Here is a 21,006-nt window from a genome sequence, read left to right on the forward strand (position 1 = left end):
GTACGCCTCGCACTCGCCGCAGGTCGAGCAGGTGCGGGAGGCCGTCCTCGCGGGTCTGGACGGGGTCGGCGCCGCCGTGCCGCGCATCCCGTGGTTCTCGACGGTGACGGGGGAGCGGGTCACCGAGGCGGTGGACGCCGGGTACTGGTGGTCCAACCTCCGCGAGCGCGTCCGCTTCGCCCCGGTGATCCAGGGCCTGGCCGACACCGGACACCAGCTCTTCGCCGAGGTGTCCGGGCACCCCGTGCTCACCGTCGCCCTGGAGCAGTCCGCCCCCGACGCCGGGGTGTGGGGGACGCTGCGGCGCGACGAGGACGGCCCGGCCGCCCAGGTCCGCGCGCTCGGCGAGGCCTGGACCAGGGGTGTCCGCGTCGACTGGTCGCCGTGGTTCGCCGACGCGCGACCGCTCGCCGACCTGCCGACCTACCCCTTCCAGCGCCGCCGCCACTGGCTGACGCCCGAGGAGCAGCGCCGCGACCAGGGCGGCGACCCCGAGTTCTGGACCGCGGTCGAGGCCGGCGCCGAGTCGCTCGCCGACGAACTCGGCCTGAGCACCGACGCCGTCGAGCCGGTGCTCGACGGCCTGACGTCCTGGCGGGCGCGGCGCAAGGTGGCGTCCACGATCGACGGCTGGCGGTACGCGGTCGGCTGGACCCCGCTGCCCGTGCCCGCCACCGCGCCGGCGCGGCCGCAGGGCCGGTGGCTGCTGGTCCGCCCCGAGGGAGTCGACACCCCGGCGCTGACCGGACTCCTCCCCGGCACCGGCACCGGCACCGACGCCGCCACGGACCTCGACGTGGTGGTCCTGGACGCCGCCGCCGACCGGGCCGCGATGGCTGCCGCCCTGCCCGCCGGCCCGTACGCCGGAGTGGTGTCCCTGCTCGCCCTCGACGAGCGGCCGATGCCGGACCACCCCCTGGTCGCCCGCGCGGTCGCCGGTTCGCTGACCCTGCTCCAGGCGCTCGGCGACGCCGGGATCGACGCCCCCGCCTGGGTCCTCACCCGGGGCGCGGTCGGCGTCGGCGGCGCCCCGCACAGCCTCGCCCAGGCCGAGGTCTGGGGCCTGGGCCGGATCGCCGGGCTGGAACTTCCCGGCCGCTGGGGCGGTCTGGTCGACCTGCCCGCGGAGCCGGACGCCCGCGCCGAGGAGTTGCTCGCCGCCGTCCTGGCCGGCGCCGTGGGCGCCGAGGACCAGTTGGCGATCCGCCCCGACGGGCTGTGGACCCGCCGGATCACCCCGGCCCCGGCCCGCAGGGGCGGGGAGGGCTGGCGGCCCCGCGGCACCGTCCTGGTCACCGGCGGCACCGGCGCGCTCGGCTCCCGGATCGCACGCTGGGCCGCCGCCAACGGCGCCGAGCGGATCGTCCTGACCAGCCGGCGCGGCCCGGAGGCGCCCGGCGCCGCGGAACTGGGCGACGAACTGGCCGCGACCTGCGCCGAGGTGCGGATCGTCGCCTGCGACCTCGCCGACCGGGCGTCCGTCGGGGCCCTGCTGGCGGACGTCGGCCGGGTCGACGCCGTCGTGCACGCCGCCGGGACGGGCGCCAACGTGCCGTTCGACGAGACCGACGTCGCGCTGCTGGAGCGGCTGATCGCCGGGAAGGTCGCCGGCGCGGTCCACCTCGACGCCCTGGTCGGCGACGTGGACGCGTTCGTCACCTTCTCCTCCATGTCCGGCGTCTGGGGCAGCCAGGCGCACGCCGCCTACGCGGCCGCCAACGCCGCCCTGGACGCGCTCGCCGAGCAGCGGCGGGCCCGCGGCGGCACCATGACCGCGATCGCCTGGGGCTCGTGGGCCGAGGCCGGGATGGCCTCGGCCGAGGTCGGCGCCCAGCTGCGCCGGCGCGGCATCGTCGCGATGCCGCCGGACCTCGCCGTCGAGGCGCTGAGCCGCGCGGTCGCCCAGGACGACACGACGGTCTGCGTGGCCGACGTCGACTGGCCGCGCTTCACCGAGCTGTTCACCGCCGAGCGCCCCCGGCCGCTGATCGGCGACATCCCCGCCGTCCGGGACGCCCTGGCGCAGGCCGAGGAGCCCGCCGGGGACGGCTCCGGCCTCGCCGCCCGCCTGGCCGGGCTGCCCGTCGCCGAGCAGGAGCGGATCGTCCTCGAATGCGTCCGGGCCGGCGCAGCCGCCGTGCTCGGCCACTCCTCCGGCGACGAGATCGCGCCCCGCCGGCCCTTCCGCGAGCTGGGCTTCGACTCGCTCACCGCCGTCGACCTGCGCAACCGGCTGCGGGCCGAGACCGGCGTCCCGCTGTCGGCCACGGTCGTCTTCGACCACCCGAACGCGGCCGCGCTCGCCGCTCACCTGCTCGCCCGGGTCGGCGGGTCGGCGGCCCCCGCCCCCGCCCCCGCCGTCCCGGCCGGCCACGCGACCACGGCCGACCGGGCCGAGCCCCTGGCGATCACCGCGATGAGCTGCCGATTCCCCGGCGGCGTCGGCTCACCGGAGGACCTCTGGCGGCTGGTGACCGACGGCGTCGACGCGATGTCGCCGTTCCCCACCGACCGCGGCTGGTACCTCGGGGACCTCGTCAACGCCGACTCGGCGGTGCGCGGCACCACCTACACCAGCGAGGGCGGCTTCCTCGACGACGTCGCCGGCTTCGACGCCCGCCTGTTCGGGATCACGCCGCGCGAGGCCGTCGCGATGGACCCGCAGCAGCGGCTGCTGCTGGAGTGCGCGTGGGAGGCCCTCGAACGCGGCGGGCTGGACCCGCTCGGCCTGCACGGCACCCGGACCGGCATGTTCGCCGGGACGAACGGCTCGGACTACCTGTGGTCGATGGGCGTCTTCCCCAGCGAGCTGGAGGGCCACCTCGGGACCGGCAACGCGGCCAGCGTGCTGTCCGGGCGCGTGTCGTACGCCTTCGGCCTCGAAGGCCCCGCGATGACCGTCGACACCGGGTGCTCCTCGTCGCTGGTCGCGCTGCACCTGGCCGCGCAGGCGCTGCGGGCCGGCGAGTGCGAACTGGCCCTGGTGGGCGGCGTCACCGTGATGTCGACACCCGGCCCGTTCGTCGAGTTCAGCCGCAAGGGCGGGCTGGCCGGAGACGGCCGCTGCAAGTCCTTCGCGGCCGCCGCCGACGGCACCGGCTGGGGCGAGGGCGTGGGTGTGCTGCTGGTCGAGCGGCTGTCGGACGCGCAGCGCCTGGGCCACCCGGTCCTGGCCGTCGTCCGGGGCAGCGCCGTCAACCAGGACGGCGCCTCCAACGGGCTGACCGCGCCGAGCGGCCCCGCCCAGCAGAAGGTCATCCTCCGGGCCCTGGCCGACGCGCGGCTCGAACCCGCCGACATCGACGCGGTCGAGGCGCACGGCACCGGCACCACGCTCGGCGACCCGATCGAGGCCAACGCCCTGCTCGCCACCTACGGCGCCGGCCGTGCCGGTGAGCCGCTCTGGCTCGGGTCGGTGAAGTCGAACATCGGGCACACCCAGGCCGCGGCCGGCATGGCCGGCCTGATGAAGACGGTGATGGCGATGCGGCACGGCGTGCTGCCGAAGACGCTGCACGTCGACGAGCCGTCCCCGCACATCGACTGGGCCCTGGGCGGCGTCGAGCTGCTCACCGAGGCCCGCCCCTGGCCGGCCACCGGGCGGCCGCGCCGCGCCGGGGTGTCCGCGTTCGGCGTCAGCGGGACGAACTCGCACGTCATCCTCGAACAGGCCCCCGAGGCCATCCAGGCTGAGGAAGCCCGCGAGCTCCCGGCGCTGCCGGAGGCCGCGCCGGCCGCCGGCCCGGCCCGGCCGGTGCCGCTGCTGCTCTCCGGCGCCGACGAGGGCGCGGTCCGCGCCCAGGCCGCCGCGGTCCGCGAGCACCTGGGCGCCGCCGGCGCCTCGCTCGCCGACGCGGGAGCGACGCTGATGACCAGGGCGGGCCTGCCGGTCCGCGCGGTGGCGTGGGACGACGAGGGCCTGGCGGCGGTCGCCGCCGGCCTCGGGCCGGTGTCCGGCTCGCCGGCGGGCCGCTCGGACGTGGTGTTCGTGTACCCGGGGCAGGGCGGTCAGTGGCTGGGCATGACGGTGGGTCTGCTGGACTCGCCGGCGTTCGCCGACCGGCTGCGGGAGTGCGACACGGCGCTCCGGCCGCACACCGGCTTCTCGGTGGAGGCGGTGCTGCGCGGCCCGGACGACTGGCTGGCGCGGGTGGAGGTCGTGCAGCCGGTGCTGTGGGCCGTGGGCGTGGCCCTCACCGCGTGGTGGGAGTCGTACGGGGTCGTCCCCGCCGCGGTGGTCGGCCACTCGCAGGGCGAGGTCGTGGCCGCCGTGGTGTCCGGGGCGCTGTCGGTGCAGGACGGCGCGCGCGTCGTCGCCGCGCGGTCCGGGGCACTGGTGGAGCTGGACGGGCACGGCGGCATGGCCTCGATCGGCGCTTCCGCCGAGGACGTGGCCGGCTGGCTGGCCGGTCCGGAGTGGTCCGGCCTGGTGGTGGCCGCCGAGAACTCCCCGTCGCAGGTGGTGGTCGCGGGTGAGCGGCCGCTGCTGGAGGCGTTCGTGCCGTGGTGCGAGGAACGCGGGGTCCGGGCCCGGCTGGTCGGGGTCGGCTACGCCTCGCACTCGCCGCAGGTGGAGCCGGTGCGCGAGGCCGTCCTGGCCGCCGTGGACGGGGTCCGGGGCGAGGTGCCGCGCATCCCGTGGTTCTCGACGGTGACGGGGGAGCGCGTCACCGAGCCGGTGGACGCGGCGTACTGGTGGGAGAACCTGCGCGGTCAGGTGCGGTTCGCGCCGGTCGTCGGGAAGCTGGCGGCGGACGGCTACGGGCTGTTCGCCGAGGTGTCCGGGCACCCGGTGCTCACCGTGGCGCTGGAGCAGTGCGCACCGGACGCCGGGGTGTGGGGGACGCTGCGCCGGGGCGAGGACGGCCCGGCCGGGCGGATCCGCGCGCTCGGCGAGGCCTGGGTCCGCGGCGTCGAGGTCGACTGGCAGGCCTGGCCCACCGACGGCCGCCGGCTGCCCGAGCTGCCCACCTACCCCTTCCAGCACCGCCGCTACTGGCTCTCGCCGGACCACGCGGGTGAGCCCCTCCCCACCCGGGACACGGGCCTGCGCCACACCGTGGACTGGGCGCCCGTGCCGCTCGGCGGCGGCGCCCGGCTCACCGGCCGCTGGCTGGTCGTCACACCCGCCGGAGCCGATCCGCTGGTGCGGGCCGTCACGGAGCACCTGGCGTCGGCCGGGGCGGAGGTGCTGACCGCCGGCGCGGGCGACGCCGTCCCGCCGGGCGCGATCGCCGGCGTGGTGTCCCTGCTGGCGCTCGACGAGCGCCCGCACCCCGACCACCCGGCCGTTCCCCGCGGCCTCACGGACACCGTCGACCTGCTGCGGGCGCTGGACGGCGTGACCGCCCCGCTGTGGGTCCTCACCCGCGGCGCCGCCGCCGTCGGCACCGACCCGGTGCGCAGCCTCGCGCAGGCCCAGGTCTGGGGCCTCGGCCGGGTGGCGGCACTCGAACACCCCGGGCGCTGGGGCGGCCTGATCGACCTGCCGGCCACCGGCACGGACACCGACGGCCTCACCGCCGACGCGTCCGCAGCCCTGGACACCCCTGCCCTGGACACCGCCGCCCTGGACACCGCCGCCTCCGCCGACGCGGCCGCCGTCGTCGACGGGCTCGCCGCGCTGCTCGGCGCGGCCGACGGCGAGGACCAGCTCGCGCTCCGCGACGGACAGGCCTGGGCGCGCCGCCTGCGCCCCGCACCGGCGGCGGTCGGCGACGGCTGGCGCCCGCGCGGCACCGTCCTGGTCACCGGCGGCACCGGCGCACTCGGCGGGCACATCGCCCGCTGGGCCGTCCGCAACGGCGCGACCGGCGTCGTCCTGGCCGGCCTCCGGGGCCCGGACGCCCCCGGGGCCGAAGCGCTCCGCGCCGAACTGGCCGAGTCCGGCGCGCAGGTGAGCGTCGTCGCCTGCGACCTCACCGTCCGGGAGCAGGTCGCCGCGCTGGTCGCCGGCCTGCCCGCCGATCTCACCGCGGTCGTGCACGCGGCCGGCGTCGCCCAGGACACCCTGGTCGCCGACCTGACGCCGGCCGAGACGGCGGCGGTGACGGGCGCCCGCGTCACGGGCGCACTCCTCCTGGACGAGCTGCTGGCCGACGCCGCGCTCGACGCCTTCGTCGTCCTCACCTCCGTGGCCGGCGTCTGGGGCACCGCGCGGCACCCCGCCTACGCGGCCGCCGACGCCTTCCTGGAGGCCTTCGCGGGCCGCCGCCGCGCCCAGGGCCGGCCGGCCACGGCCGTCGCCTGGTCGCCGTGGGCGGGCGGCGGGATCGCCGCCACGGCGGCGGCGGACGGCTCGCTGCTCCGGCTCGGCATCCGGCCGCTGGACCCCGGGCGCGCCGTCGCCGAACTCGCCACCGCGCCGGCGTCGCTGGTCGTCGCCGACGTCGACTGGGCCCGGTTCCTGCCGGCGTTCGGCCTGGCCCGGCCCAGCCGTCTCCTCGCGGAGCTGGAACCCGCGGCGGACCGTGCCGGGGACCGGGACGGCGACGCCGGCACCGATGCGGCCGCCGCGCTGCGCGACCGCCTGGCCGCCCTGCCGGCCGAGGAGGCCGACCGCGAACTGGTCGACCTGCTGTGGGGCCACATCGCGGCCGTGATCGGAATTTCCCGTGCCGACGGAATTCCGGCGGACCGCGCTTTCCGGGAAATCGGATTCGACTCCGTCACGGCCGTCGAACTGCGCAACCGGGTGAATGCCTCGACCGGCCTGCGGTGCCCGGCGACACTGGTCTTCGACCACCCCACGCCGGCCGCTCTCGCGACATATCTGCGCATTCACATGGTCCCGGACAATTCCCGTTCGGTCCTCGACGAACTCGACGGGATAGAGCAGCGGCTGGCCGCCTCCACCCCGGACACGATCACCGGCACCAAGCTGCGGATCAAGCTCCGTGCCCTGCTGTCCGCGCTGGAAGCGGGGGGTGCCCAGGCGCCCGTGGAGGCCCCGGAGACGCCCTCCGGGGACTCCGACGACGACCTGCTGAAGTTCATCGATTCCCAGCTCGGCCGTTCCTGAGCAGGAACGTCCCGGGTGGAGCTAGGGGAGCGCTAGGGGTTCCGGGGGATATCCGGAGCTCCTAGCCTCAGCGTCGGGCTGGTTTCGAGGCCTTCGATTTTCGGACGTCGCTCGAATCGACGTACGTTCGGTCATCCGCAGAGGTGAAGCTGAATGGCAACTGAGGAAACCCTTCGCGATTACCTCAAGTTGGTGAGCGCGGACCTGGCCCAGACCCGCCGGCGCCTCACCGAACTGGAGTCGGCGGAACAGGAGCCGATCGCCATCGTGGCGATGGGGTGCCGCTACCCCGGTGGGGTCTCCTCTCCCGAGGACCTCTGGAACCTGGTCGAGGAAGGCCGGGACGCGGTCTCCGCGTTCCCCACCGACCGGGGCTGGGAGGGCTGGTTCGGCTCGGAGCCGACCGAGGACGACGTGCGCACCGGAGGCTTCCTCCACGACGCGGGCGACTTCGACCCGGCGTTCTTCGGGATCAGCCCGCGCGAGGCGCTGGCGATGGACCCGCAGCAGCGGGTCCTGCTCGAAGTGGCGTGGGAGACCTTCGAGCACGCCCGGATCGACCCGGCGACGCTGCGCGGCACCCAGGCCGGCGTCTTCGTCGGCGGCAGCTACCTGGGGTACAGCTCGTACGTCGAGGACCTGCCCGACGGCGTCCTCGGCCACCTGCTCACCGGCACCGCGCCGGCGGTCCTCTCCGGCCGGCTGGCCTACACCTTCGGCCTGGAGGGCCCGGCGGTCACCGTCGACACCGCCTGCTCCTCCTCGCTGGTCGCCCTCCACCTGGCCTGCCGCGCCCTGCGCAGCCGGGAGTGCTCGATCGCGCTCGCCGGCGGCGTGGCGGTCATGTCGACCCCGGACTCCTTCGGGCAGTTCGCCAAGCAGGGCGGCCTGGCCGCCGACGGCCGGTGCAAGTCCTTCGCCGAGGGCGCGGACGGCACCGGCTGGGGCGAGGGCGTCGGCATGCTCCTGGTGGAGCGGCTCTCGGACGCGCAGCGCCTGGGCCACCCGGTCCTGGCCGTCGTCCGGGGCAGCGCCGTCAACCAGGACGGCGCCTCCAACGGCCTGACCGCGCCGAACGGCGGCGCCCAGCAGCGCGCCATCCTGCAGGCCCTGGTGTCGGCCGGCCTCTCGCCGGCCGAGGTCGACGCGGTGGAGGCGCACGGCACCGGCACCACGCTCGGTGACCCGATCGAGGCCCAGGCCCTGCTGGCGACGTACGGGCAGGGCCGTGACGGCGATCCGCTCTGGCTGGGGTCGCTGAAGTCGAACATCGGGCACACCCAGGCCGCGGCCGGTGTCGCGGGCATCATCAAGATGGTGCAGGCGATGCGTCACTCGACGCTCCCCGGCACGCTGCACGTCGACGCGCCGTCCTCGCAGGTCGACTGGTCGACCGGCTCGGTGGAACTGCTGACCGAGGCCCGCGACTGGCCGGTGGGGGAGCGCCCCCGCCGGGCCGGCGTCTCCTCGTTCGGCATCAGCGGGACCAACGCGCACGTGATCGTCGAGGAGGCGCCCGCCGCCGCGCCGGCCGAGGAGCCGGCCGCGGAGCCGGGTACGCCGGCGGTCGTGCTGCCGGTGGTGCCGCTGGCGGTGACCGCGCGCTCCGCGGACTCGCTGGAAGCCCAGGTGCAGCGGGTGCGGGCACTGACCGCGGACCGGCTGGACGTCGGCGTGGCCCTGACCGCGCGGCCGGTCCAGGAGCAGCGCGCCGTCCTGCTCGGCGACACGGTGGTGCGGGGCGTCGCGGCCGAGGGCCGGCTGGCCGTCGTCTTCACCGGTCAGGGGTCGCAGCGGATCGGCATGGGCCGGGAGCTGTACGAGGCCTTCCCGGTGTTCGCGGCCGCCTTCGACGAGGCGTGCGCGGCGCTGGACCTGCCCTTGCACGACGTCCTGCAGGACGGCGAGCGGCTGGAGCAGACGGGTTGGGCGCAGCCGGCGATCTTCGCGGTGGAGGTGGCGCTGCTGGCGCTGGTCCGCTCGTGGGGTGTGACGCCGGACGTGGTGGCCGGTCACTCGGTCGGTGAGATCACCGCCGCCTACGCCGCCGGGGTGCTCACCCTCGCCGACGCGGCGAAGCTGGTGGCCGCGCGCGGCCGGCTGATGCAGGAACTCCCCGCCGGTGGCGGCATGCTGGCCGTCGGCGCGTCCGAGGCGGAGGTGCGCGGGGCGTTCCCCGATCTCGACCTCGCCGCCGTGAACGGGCCCGACGCCGTGGTGCTGTCCGGTCCCGAGCAGGACATCGCGGCGGCCGCCGGGCTGGCGGCCGAGCGCGGTTGGAAGACCTCCCGCCTGCGGACCAGCCACGCCTTCCACTCCCGCCTGATGGAGCCGATGCTGGAGGACTTCCGCGCCGTCGTGCGCGGCCTGGCCTTCACCGAGCCGACCGTCCCCGCCGTCTCCACCGTCACCGGCACCGCCGTGACACCCGGTCAGTGGACCGACCCCGAGTACTGGGTCGACCAGGTCCGCCGCCCCGTCCGCTTCGCCGAGGCCGTCACCGCCCTCGAAGCCGACCGGATCCTCGAACTCGGCCCCGACGGCGTCCTCACCGCGCTGATCGCCCGGACGGGCGGCCCCGAGCTCACCGCCGTCGCCGCCCTGCGCCGCGACCGCGACGAAGCCGCCACGCTGCTCACCGCCGTCGCCGAGCTGTTCGTCCACGGCCAGCACGTCGAGTGGCGGGCCCTGTTCGACGGCACCGGCGCCCGCCCGGCCGACCTGCCCACCTACCCCTTCTCCCACCAGCGCTACTGGCTCCGTCCGACCCCCCGCGAAGCGGTCGCCACGACGGACCCGGACGACGGCCTGTGGGCCGCGATCGACGCCGCCGACCTCAGCGTGGTCGCCAACGAACTGCGCATCGACGCCGAGGCCCACCGGGAGTCCCTCGGTGCCCTCGTCCCGGCGCTCTCCTCCTGGCGCCGCCGCAAGCAGCAGCGCGACACCGCCGACGGCTGGTGCTACCAGGAGACCTGGACGGCACTGCCCGACCCGACCGCGCGGCCGCTCACCGGCACCTGGGTCCTGGTCACCCCGGCCGCCGCGTACGGCATCGACGAGATCCTGGCCCGGGCCGGCGCCGACGTCGTGACCGTGCCCGCCGCCGACCGGGCCGAACTCGCCGCCCGGCTCCGCGACCTGGACGGCATCGCCGGGATCGTCTCGCTCCTCGCCCTGGGCGAGGAGACGGGCGACCCGGACCACGACGGCGTCCCCGCGGCGCTGTCCGGAACGCTCGCGCTCGCCCAGGCCGCCGAGGACGCCGCCGTCACCGCCCCCCTGTGGATCCTCACCCGGGGCGCGGTCGCCACCGGCCCCGGCGACCACCTCGCCGGCGTCGCCCAGGCCGAGACCTGGGGCCTGGGACGGGTCGTCGGCCTGGAGCACCCGGACCGCTGGGGCGGCCTGCTCGACCTGCCCGAGACCCTCGACCCGCGCGCCGCCGAGCGGCTCGCCGCCGTCCTCGCCGGCGGCCTCGACGCCGAGGACCAGGTCGCGATCCGCCCCGCCGGCCTGTTCGTCCGCCGCCTCGCGCACGCCCCGGCCGGGCCCGACGAGGGCTGGCAGCCGCGCGGCACCGTCCTGGTCACCGGCGGCACCGGCGCGCTCGGCGGCCGGGTGGCCCGCTGGGCCGCCGCCCAGGGCGCCGCGCACCTCGTCCTGGCCGGCCGGCGCGGACCGGACGCACCCGGCGCGCAGCAGCTGGCCGACGAGATCCGCGCCACGGGGGCCCGCGTCACGCTGGTCGCCGCGGACCTCGCCGACCGCGGCGACGTCACCGCCCTCCTCGACCTGGCCGGCGCCGACCCGCAGGCCCCGCTCACCGCGGTCGTGCACGCCGCGGGCATCGCCCACAGCGCACCGCTGACCGAACTCGACACCGCCGGCCTCGCGTCGGCGCTCGCCGGCAAGACCACCGGCGCACTGCACCTCGACGAACTCCTCGGCGACACCGACCTGGACGCGTTCGTCCTGTTCTCCTCGATCGCCGCCACCTGGGGCAGCGGCTGGGGCGGCGCCTACGCGGCCGCCAACGCCGGCCTCGACGCGCTCGCCCGGCGCCGGCGCGCCCGCGGCCTGGCCGGCACCTCGCTCGCCTGGGGCCCCTGGGCCGAGGCCGGCATGGCCACCGAGGGCGACACCGGCGCCTCGCTGAGCCGCCGGGGCCTGGCCCCGATGGCCCCGGACCTGGCGGTCGACGTGCTCCGGCGGGCCGTCGTAGCACCCGCACCGCTGCTCACCGTCGCCGACGTCGACTGGGCGTCCTTCGTCGAGACCTTCGCCGCCGCCCGCCGCCGTCCGCTGCTGGAGGACCTGCCGGAGGTCACGGCCCTGGCCGCCGACGCACCGGTCGTCGAGACCGGCTGGCGCTCCCGGCTCGCCGAACTGCCCCCCGCGCAGCGCGAGGCCGCGCTCGTCGACCTGGTCCGCGGCCACGCCGCGCTCGTCCTGGGCTACCCGTTCGCCGAGGCGATCGCCGTCAAGCGCCCCTTCCGCGAGCTGGGCTTCGACTCGCTCACCGCGGTCGAGCTGCGCAACGCGCTGGCCGCCGAGACCGGGCTGCGGCTCTCCCCGACGCTCGCCTTCGACTACCCGACGCCGCTCGACCTCGCCCGCCACCTGCGGGAGGAGGTCTCCGGCGCCGAGGCCGCCCCGGTGTCGGTCGTCCCGTCGGCCGCGCCCGCCGCCGCCGACGACGACCCGATCGTGCTCACCGCGATGGCCTGCCGCTTCCCCGGCGGCGTCGACACCCCCGACGGGCTGTGGGACCTGGTCGCCGCAGAGGTCGACGCGATCGGCCCGTTCCCCGCCGACCGCGGCTGGGACCTCGACGGCCTCTACGACCCCGACGCCGACCGGGCCGACCGCTCCGGCACCTCCTACACCGTCAACGGCGGCTTCGTCCTGGACGCCGACCGCTTCGACCCCGGCCTGTTCGGGATCAGCCCGCGCGAGGCCCTCGCCATGGACCCCCAGCAGCGGCTGCTGCTGGAGACCGCCTGGGAGACCTTCGAACGGGCCGGGCTCGACCCGCTCTCGCTCCGCGGCCGGCAGGTCGGCGTCTTCGTCGGCACCACCCACCAGGGGTACGTCTCCCTGCTGGAGGAGAGCGCCGACGACCTCAGCGGCTACCTCGGCACCGGCAGCGCCGGCAGCGTCGCCTCCGGCCGGATCGCCTACACCTTCGGCCTGGAGGGCCCGGCCGTCACCGTCGACACCGCCTGCTCCTCCTCGCTGGTCGCCCTGCACCTGGCCGCCCAGGCGCTGCGCTCCGGCGAGTGCGACCTCGCGCTCGCCGGCGGCGTCACCGTGATGGCCACCCCGGGCACCTTCACCGAGTTCTCCCGCCAGCGCGGCCTGTCCACCGACGGCCGCTGCAAGTCCTTCGCCGCGGCCGCCGACGGCACCGGCTGGGCCGAGGGCGTGGGCATGCTGCTCGTCGAGCGGCTGTCCTCGGCCAGGTCGGCCGGGCGCGAGGTGCTGGCCGTCGTCCGGGGCAGCGCGGTCAACCAGGACGGCGCGTCCAACGGCCTCACCGCCCCCAACGGCCCCTCCCAGCAGCGGGTGATCCGGGCCGCGCTCGCCGGCGCCGGGCTGACCGCGCAGGACGTCGACGCCGTCGAGGCGCACGGCACCGGCACCACGCTCGGCGACCCGATCGAGGCGCAGGCCCTGCTCGCCACCTACGGCCAGGACCGCGAGGAGCCGCTCTGGCTCGGCTCGGTGAAGTCCAACATCGGCCACACCCAGTCCGCCGCCGGCGCGGCCGGCATCATCAAGATGGTCCTCGCGATGCGACACGGGCTGCTGCCCCGGACGCTGCACGTCGACGAGCCGACCCCGCAGGCCGACTGGAGCTCCGGCGCCGTCGAGCTGCTGACCGAGGCCCGACCCTGGGCCGCCGGGCCGAGGCCCCGCCGGGCCGGCGTGTCCGCGTTCGGCGTCAGCGGCACCAACGCCCACGTCATCCTGGAGGAGCCGCCCGCCGCCGAGGCCGCGGACGAGGACGAGCGGCCGCGCACCCTCGGCACCCTGCCGGTGCTGCCCGTCGTCGTCTCCGCCGCCACCGAGGCCGGCCTCGACGCCCAGACCGAACGCCTCCGCGACTGGCTCGCCGCCCACCCGGACACCGGCCTCGCCGACCTCGCCCGGACCACCGCGGGCCGCGCCGCACTCGCCCACCGGGCCGCCTACCTCGCACCCGACCGGGCCCAGCTGCTCCGCGCCCTCAAGCGGCGGGAGACCGCGGCCCGCGGCGAGGCCGGCGACGGCCGGCTCGCCCTGCTCTTCACCGGCCAGGGCGCGCAGCGCCTCGCCATGGGCGAGCAGCTCTACGCCGCCTTCCCGGTGTTCGCCACCGCCTTCGACGAGGCCTGCGCGCACTTCGACCCGCTGCTCGACGAGCCGCTGCGCCTGGTCGTCTTCGCCGACCCGGACGCGCTCGACCGGACCGGCTACGCCCAGCCCGCGCTGTTCGCCGTCGAGACGGCGCTGCTGGCCCTGCTCCGGCACTGGGGCGTGACCCCCGACGCCGTCGCCGGGCACTCGATCGGCGAGATCGCCGCCGCCCACGCCGCCGGCGTCCTCTCGCTGGCCGACGCGGCCGTGATGGTCGCGGCCCGGGGCCGGCTCATGCAGGCCCTGCCGGCCGGCGGCGCGATGCTCGCCGTCGGCGCCGCCGAGGCCGACGTCCGGGAGGCCTTCCCCGACACCGACCTCGCCGCGGTCAACGGGCCGGGCGCGGTGGTGCTCTCCGGCGCCGAGGCGGACATCACCCGGATCGCCGGGGAGGCCGCGGCACGCGGCTGGAAGACCAGCCGGCTGCGCACCAGCCACGCCTTCCACTCCCGCCTGATGGAGCCGATGCTCGACGAGTTCCGGGACGTCGTCCGCGGGCTCTCCCTCGACGCGCCGCAGATCGCCGCGGTCTCCACGGTCGAGCCCGGCGAGCCGCTGCGCTGGACCGACCCCGAGTACTGGGTCGACCAGGTCCGCCGCCCCGTCCGCTTCGCCGACGCGGTCGGCGCGCTCACCGCCCAGGGCGTCACCCGCTTCCTGGAGGTCGGACCGGACGGCGTGCTGACCGCCCTGGTCGGCGCCAACGAGCCGGACGCGCTCGCCGTACCGACACTGCGCCGGGACCGCGACGAGGTCACCACCCTGCTCACCGGCGTCGCGACCGTGTTCGCCCGGGGCACCGACGTCGACTGGGCGGCCGTCCTCGACGGCGCCGGCACGCCGCTGCCCGGCCTGCCGACCTACGCCTTCCAGCGGCAGCGCTACTGGCCGCAGGCCGCCACCGGCGGCGACACCGACCCGGCGAGCCTCGGCCTCGGCCCGGCCGACCACCCGCTGCTCGGCGCGGCCGTCCCGCTGGCCGGCGGCGACGGCACCGTCCTCACCGGCCGCCTCTCGCTGCGCACGCAGCCCTGGCTGGCCGACCACACGATCCTGGGCACCGTCCTGGTACCGGGCACGGCACTGCTCGAACTCGCCCTCGCCGCGGGCGCCGTCGTCGGCGCCCCGGCCGTCGAGGAGCTGGTGCTCCGCCGGCCGCTGCGGCTCGGCGCCGCGGACAGCGTCACCGTGCAGGTCAGCGTCGGCGCCCCGGACGACACCGGCCGCCACCCCGTCACCGTCCACTCCCACCCGGGCGAGCCGGTCGCCGGGACCGAGGAGGCCTGGACCGTCCACGCCACCGGTTTCGTCAGCCCGGCCCGGCCGTCCGGTGAGGCCTTCGCCTGGCCGCCCGCCGGCGCGACCCGGCTGGCCACCGACGACCTCTACGACCGGCTGGCCGGGGACGGCTACGAGTACGGTCCGGCCTTCCGGGGCCTGCGCGAGGTCTGGCGGCAGGGCGACGACCTCTTCGTGGAGGCCGAACTGTCCGGCGACCCCGGCCGGTTCGGCGTCCACCCCGCACTGCTCGACGCCGTCCTGCACGGCCTGATCACCGGCGGCGGAAGCGACGCCGACGGCGGGACCAGGCTGCCCTTCGCCTTCACCGGCGTCACCGTGCACGCCGAGGGCGCCGGGCTGCTGAGGGCCCGGCTCCGGACCACCGGCGAGACCGTCCGGGTCGACGCGGTCGACGCCGCGGGCGAGCCGGTGGCCACCATCGAGGGCCTGGTCTTCCGCCCGGTCACCGTGGACGAGACCGAGGCCGGCCGGACCGAGGCGGCCCGCTCGCTGTTCACCGTCGAGTGGACCGTGCAGGAACCCGCCGCGGCGACCGACACCCGGGCCGCCGCCACGGCCGAAGCCCCGGTCGTGATCGCGCTCGGCGAGCCGCTGCCCGCCCCCGCGCCGGTCCTGGCCGTGGACGCGACGGCGCCCGGCACCGCCCGGGAGCGCGCCGCCGCCCTGCTCGCACTGCTCCAGGCCTGGCTGGCCGACCCCTCCTGGGCCGACTCCCGCCTGGTCGTGCGCACCTTCGGCGCGGTCGGCGAGGAGATCACCGACCCCGACGGCGCCGCGCTCTGGGGCCTGGTCCGCTCGGCCCAGTCCGAACACCCGGACCGGATCCACCTGCTGGACGCCGCCGAGGCCGCCTTCCACCCGCTGCCGCAGGCACTGGTCCGCGACGGCGTGGTCAGGGTGCCGCGCCTGGCCCGCCTGCACACCGAGGGCACCGCCGGGTTCGGCGACGGCGTCGTGGTCGTCACCGGCGCCACCGGCACCCTCGGCGGCCTCGTCGCCCGGCACCTGGTGCGGGCCCACGGCGTCCGCCGGCTGCTGCTGCTCTCCCGCTCCGGCGGGAGCATCGGGATCGAGGACGCCGAAGGCGCGGACGCCGGGACCGAGGGCGTCGAGGTCCGCTCGCTCGCCTGCGACCTCTTCGACGCCGACGCCGTCGCGGCGGCACTGCGGGACGAGCCGGTCACCGCCGTCGTGCACGCCGCCGGCGCCATCGACGACGGCCTGCTCACCGACCTGACTCCCGAGCGGCTCGACGCCGTCTTCCGGGCGAAGGTCGACGCCGCCCGCAACCTCGCCGCGGCGACGCAGGACCGGACGCTGTCGGCGTTCGTCCTCTACTCCTCCGCCTCGGGCCTGTTCGGCAACGCCGGCCAGGCCAACTACGCCGCCGCCAACGCCTTCCTCGACGCCTACGCCGTCGAGCTGCGGGCACAGGGCGTCCCGGCGGTCTCGCTCGCCTGGGGCCTGTGGGCCGCGGGCCTGGGAGCCGCGCTGTCCGAGGCCGACCTGCGCCGGCTGGCCCGCGGCGGCTTCGGCGCACTGGACGCCGAGGCCGGCCTCGCGCTCTTCGACGCCGCCGTGGCCGCCGGCCGCCCCGTCACCGTCCCGCTCCGGCTCGACCTGGCCGTCCTGCGCGGCGTCGAGGGGCTCCCCCCGCTGCTGCACGGCCTGGTCCCGACCGCCACCCGGCGGCGCGCCGCCGCGGGCGCGAGCACCGCCGCCGCCGGCGGCGGCACGCTGGCCCGGCACCTCGCCGGCATGGCCGACGCCGACCGGGTCCAGGCGGCCCTGGCCACCGTGCGGACCCAGGCCGCCACGGTGCTCGGCTACCCCGGCCCGGACGCCGTCCCGGTCGGCAGGGCCTTCCGCGAGCTCGGCTTCGACTCGCTCACCGCGGTCGAGCTGCGCAACGCGCTGGCCGCCGAGACCGGGCTGCGACTGCCCGCGACGCTGATCTTCGACTACCCGAACGCCACCGCCCTCGCCGAGTTCCTCACCACCGAACTGTCCGGCGCGGCCCCGGCCCCGGCGCCCGTGGCGACCGCGGCCGTCGCCGCGGCGGCCGACGACGACCCCGTGGTGATCGTCGGCATGGCCTGCCGCTACCCCGGCGGGATCACCGACGCCGACGGGCTGTGGAACCTGGTGGCCGAGGGCCGGGACGGCATCGGCCTGTTCCCGACCGACCGCGGCTGGGACGTCGAGGGGCTCTACCACCCGGACCCGGACAACCCCGGCACCTCCTACGCCCGCGAGGGCGGCTTCCTCTACGAGGCCGCGCACTTCGACCCCGGCCTGTTCGGGATCAGCCCGCGCGAGGGCATGGCGATGGACCCGCAGCAGCGGCTGCTGCTCGAATCCTCCTGGGAGACCCTGGAGCACGCCGGCGTCGACCCGCTCGGCCTGCGCGGCTCCCGGACCGGCGTCTTCGTCGGCCTGATGTACCACGACTACCTCGGCCGGCTGACCACCGTGCCGGAGGAGGTCGAGGGCTTCCTCGGCACCGGCAACTCCGGCAGCGTCGCCTCCGGCCGGATCGCCTACACCTACGGGCTGGAGGGCCCGGCGGTCACCGTCGACACCGCCTGCTCCTCGTCGCTGGTCGCCCTGCACCTCGCCGCCCAGGCGCTGCGCTCCGGCGAGTGCGACCTGGCGCTCGCCGGCGGCGTCACCGTGATGGCCACCCCCGACACCTTCGTCGGGTTCTCCCGGCAGCGCGGGCTGGCCGCCGACGGCCGCTGCAAGTCCTTCGCGGCGGGTGCCGACGGCACCGGCTGGGGCGAGGGCGTCGGCATGCTGCTGGTCGAGCGGCTCTCCGACGCGCAGCGCCTGGGCCACCGGGTGCTCGCGATCGTGCGGGGCACCGCCGTCAACCAGGACGGCGCCTCCAACGGCCTGACCGCGCCCAACGGCCCCTCCCAGCAGCGGGTCATCCGGCAGGCGCTCGCCAACGCCGGGCTGACGGCGCAGGACGTCGACGCCGTCGAGGCGCACGGCACCGGCACCACGCTCGGCGACCCGATCGAGGCCCAGGCCCTGCTCGCCACCTACGGGCGGGACCGTGCCGGCGAGCCGCTCTGGCTCGGCTCGATCAAGTCGAACCTCGGCCACACCCAGGCCGCCGCCGGCGCGGCCGGCATCATCAAGATGGTCCAGGCGATGCGGCACGGAGTGATGCCCCGCACGCTGCACGTCGACGCACCGACCCCGCAGGTCGACTGGGCCGCCGGCAACGTCGAACTGCTCACCGAGGCCCGCCCCTGGCCGGCGGCGGGCCGCCCCCGCCGGGCCGGCGTCTCCTCGTTCGGCATCAGCGGCACCAACGCCCACGTCATCCTGGAGGAGCCCCCCGCCCCGGCGGCGGTCCCGCCGGCCCCGGCGGTGACCCGCACCGTCCCGCTGGTGCTGACCGCCAACGACCCGGCGGCGCTGGCCGAACTGGTCGGGCGGACACCCGCCCTCCTCCGCGACCGGCCGGACCTGCGGCCCGCAGACCTCGGACACGCCCTCACCGGCCGGGCCGCACTGCCGCACCGCGCGGTGCTGCTGAGCCCCGGCACCGGCGAACCGGTCGCGACCGGCCGCGCCGCCGAAGGACGGCTCGCGGTGGTGTTCACCGGCCAGGGCGCCCAGCGCGCCGGCATGGGCCGGGAGCTGCACCGGGCGTTCCCGGTGTACGCGGCGGCCTTCGACGAGGTGGCGGCCGCCTGCGGCCTGCCGCTGCTCGACGTGCTGGACGACCGGGAGCGGCTGGAGCGGACGCAGTGGGCCCAGCCCGCGACCTTCGCGCTGGAGGTGGCACTGCTGGCGCTGCTGCGCAGCTGGGGCGTCACCCCGGACGTCGTCGCCGGCCACTCGGTCGGCGAGATCACCGCGGCCTACGCGGCCGGGGTCCTGACCCTGGCCGACGCGGCCGCGCTGGTGGCCGCGCGCGGCCGGCTGATGCAGGAACTCCCCGCCGGTGGCGCGATGCTGGCCGTCGGCGCGTCCGAGGCGGAGGTGCGCGAGGCGTTCCCCGACCTCGACCTCGCGGCCGTGAACGGGCCGGACGCCGTGGTGCTGTCCGGTCCCGAGGAGGACATCGCGGCGGCCGCCGAACTGTCGGCCGAGCAGGGCTGGAAGACGAACCGCCTGCGGACCAGCCACGCCTTCCACTCCCGCCTGATGGAGCCGATGCTCGACGGGTTCCGCACGGTCGTCGGCGGACTGGCCTTCGCCGACCCGGTCACCCCCGCCGTCTCCACCGTCACCGGCACCGCCGTGACACCCGGTCAGTGGACCAGTCCCGAGTACTGGGTCGACCAGGTCCGCCGTCCCGTCCGCTTCGCCGAGGCCGTCACCGCCCTCGACGCCGACCGCGTCCTGGAGATCGGCCCGGACGCCGTCCTCACCGCACTCGTCCAGGACCTGCGCCCCGAGCTGACCGCCGTCCCGGCACTGCGCCGCGACCGCGACGAGGCCGAGACCCTGCTCACCGCGGCGGCCCGGCTCTTCGCCGCCGGCCAGAGCGTCGACTGGGCCGCGACCTTCGGCACCGGCCCGGCGCCCGTCCTCGACCTGCCCAGCTACCCCTTCCAGCACCAGCGCCTGTGGATCGACGTGATCGACCCGGTCGGCGACCTGGCCGACATCGGCCTGCACGAGGCCGACCACCCGATGCTGGGTGCGGCCGTCACGCTCCCGGACGGCGACGCCCTGCTGTTCACCGGGCGACTGGCCGCCGGGTCGCCCGGCTGGCTGGCCGACCACACCGTCTTCGGCACCACGGTCGTCCCCGGCGCCGCCCTGGTCGACGTCGCGCTCGCCGCGGGCGCCCGGGCCGGTGCCCCCGTCCTGGACGAACTGCTGCTCCAGGTACCGCTCTCGCTGCCGGACACCGGCGGGGTCGCGCTGCGCGTCACCGTCGGCGCTCCGGGCGGCGACGGACGCCGGACCCTGGCCGTCTACGCGCAGCCCGACGGCGCCGAGGGCTGGACCACGCACGCCACCGGCTTCCTCACCGCTGACAGCCCCGCCGACACCGCGGCGCCGGTCCCGCTCCCCGAGGCGCCGGCGGGCGGCGAAACCGTCGCGCTCGACGGCCTCTACGAGCGGCTGGCCGACGCCGGCCTCGGCTACGGCCCGACGTTCCAGGGCCTGGTCGGCGCCGTGCGCGACGGCGACCGGGTGGTCGCCGAGGTGCGGCCGGAGGGCGTGGACCCCGACGGCTTCGGCGTGCACCCGGCGCTGCTCGACGCGGCCCTGCACGCCATCGGCGCGGCCGGGCTCTTCGACGGGACCGTCCGCCTGCCGTTCGCGATCAGCGGGGCACGGCTGCACGCCGTGGGCGCCGGCAGCCTCCGCGTCCACCTCACCCGGGTGGGCGACGCCGCGGTGCGGCTGACCGCCCTGGACGGCTCCGGCGCGCCGGTGCTCACGATCGACGAGCTGGCCTTCCGCCCGGTCACCGCCGAGCAGGTCAGCGCCGTCCGGACGGGCTTCCGGTCGCTGTTCGGTGTGGACTGGACGCCGCAGGAGGTGTCCGCCTCGGCGGAGGCCCTGGTGCCGCTCGTGCTGGGGGCTCCGCTGCCGGAGGCTCCGGCCGGGGTGCTGGTGGTGGACGCGACGGCTCCGGGTTCTGCCCTGGACCGCTCCGCGGCCCTGCTCTCCCTGTTGCAGTCGTGGCTGGCCGATGACGCCCGGTCCGATTCCCGGTTGGTGGTGCGGACGTTCGGCGCCGCGGGTGAGGAGATCACGGACCCGGACGGTGCCGCCCTGTGGGGCCTGGTCCGTTCGGCGCAGGCCGAGCACCCGGACCGGATCCACCTGCTGGACGCCGCCGAGGACGGGTACTTCCCGGTGCCGCAGGCGGTCGTCCGGGCCGGTGCCGTCACCGTCCCGCGCCTGGTCCGGCTCGACGGCGCGCAGCCGGTGGAGTTCGGTGACGGCCCGGTGGTGGTCACCGGTGCCACCGGCACCCTGGGCCGACTGGTCGCCAAGCACCTGGTCGAGGCCCACGGCGTCCGTGACCTCGTCCTGCTCTCCCGCTCGGGCGGCGACGCCGGTCTCGCGGAGGAGCTGGCTCCGGCCCAGGTGCGGGCGGTGGCCTGCGACGTGGCCGACGCCGAGGCCGTGGCCGAGGCGCTGTGGGACGAGCCGGTCACGGCCGTGGTCCACGCCGCCGGCGTGCTGGACGACGGGACGGTCGAGTCCCTGACCCCGGAGCGGTTCGCCGCGGTGTTCCGGGCGAAGGTCGACGCCGCCCGGAACCTGGCGGCCGCGACGAAGGACCGGACGCTGTC

General features: G+C 77.0%; 2 protein-coding genes. Both read left to right on the forward strand.

The genetic code is table 11. The features are described 5' to 3' along the window. The coding region (locus tag AC067J_RS42900; RefSeq protein WP_478308291.1) for an SDR family NAD(P)-dependent oxidoreductase at window positions 1-7,021 on the forward strand (7,021 nt) is incomplete at its 5' end. A gap of 153 nt (window positions 7,022-7,174) precedes the next feature. Continuing rightward, window positions 7,175-21,006, forward strand: a 13,832-nt coding sequence (locus AC067J_RS42905) for a type I polyketide synthase (protein WP_478308293.1), incomplete at its 3' end; no start/stop codon positions are given.

The organism is Kitasatospora sp. NPDC042419 (assembly GCF_056437345.1).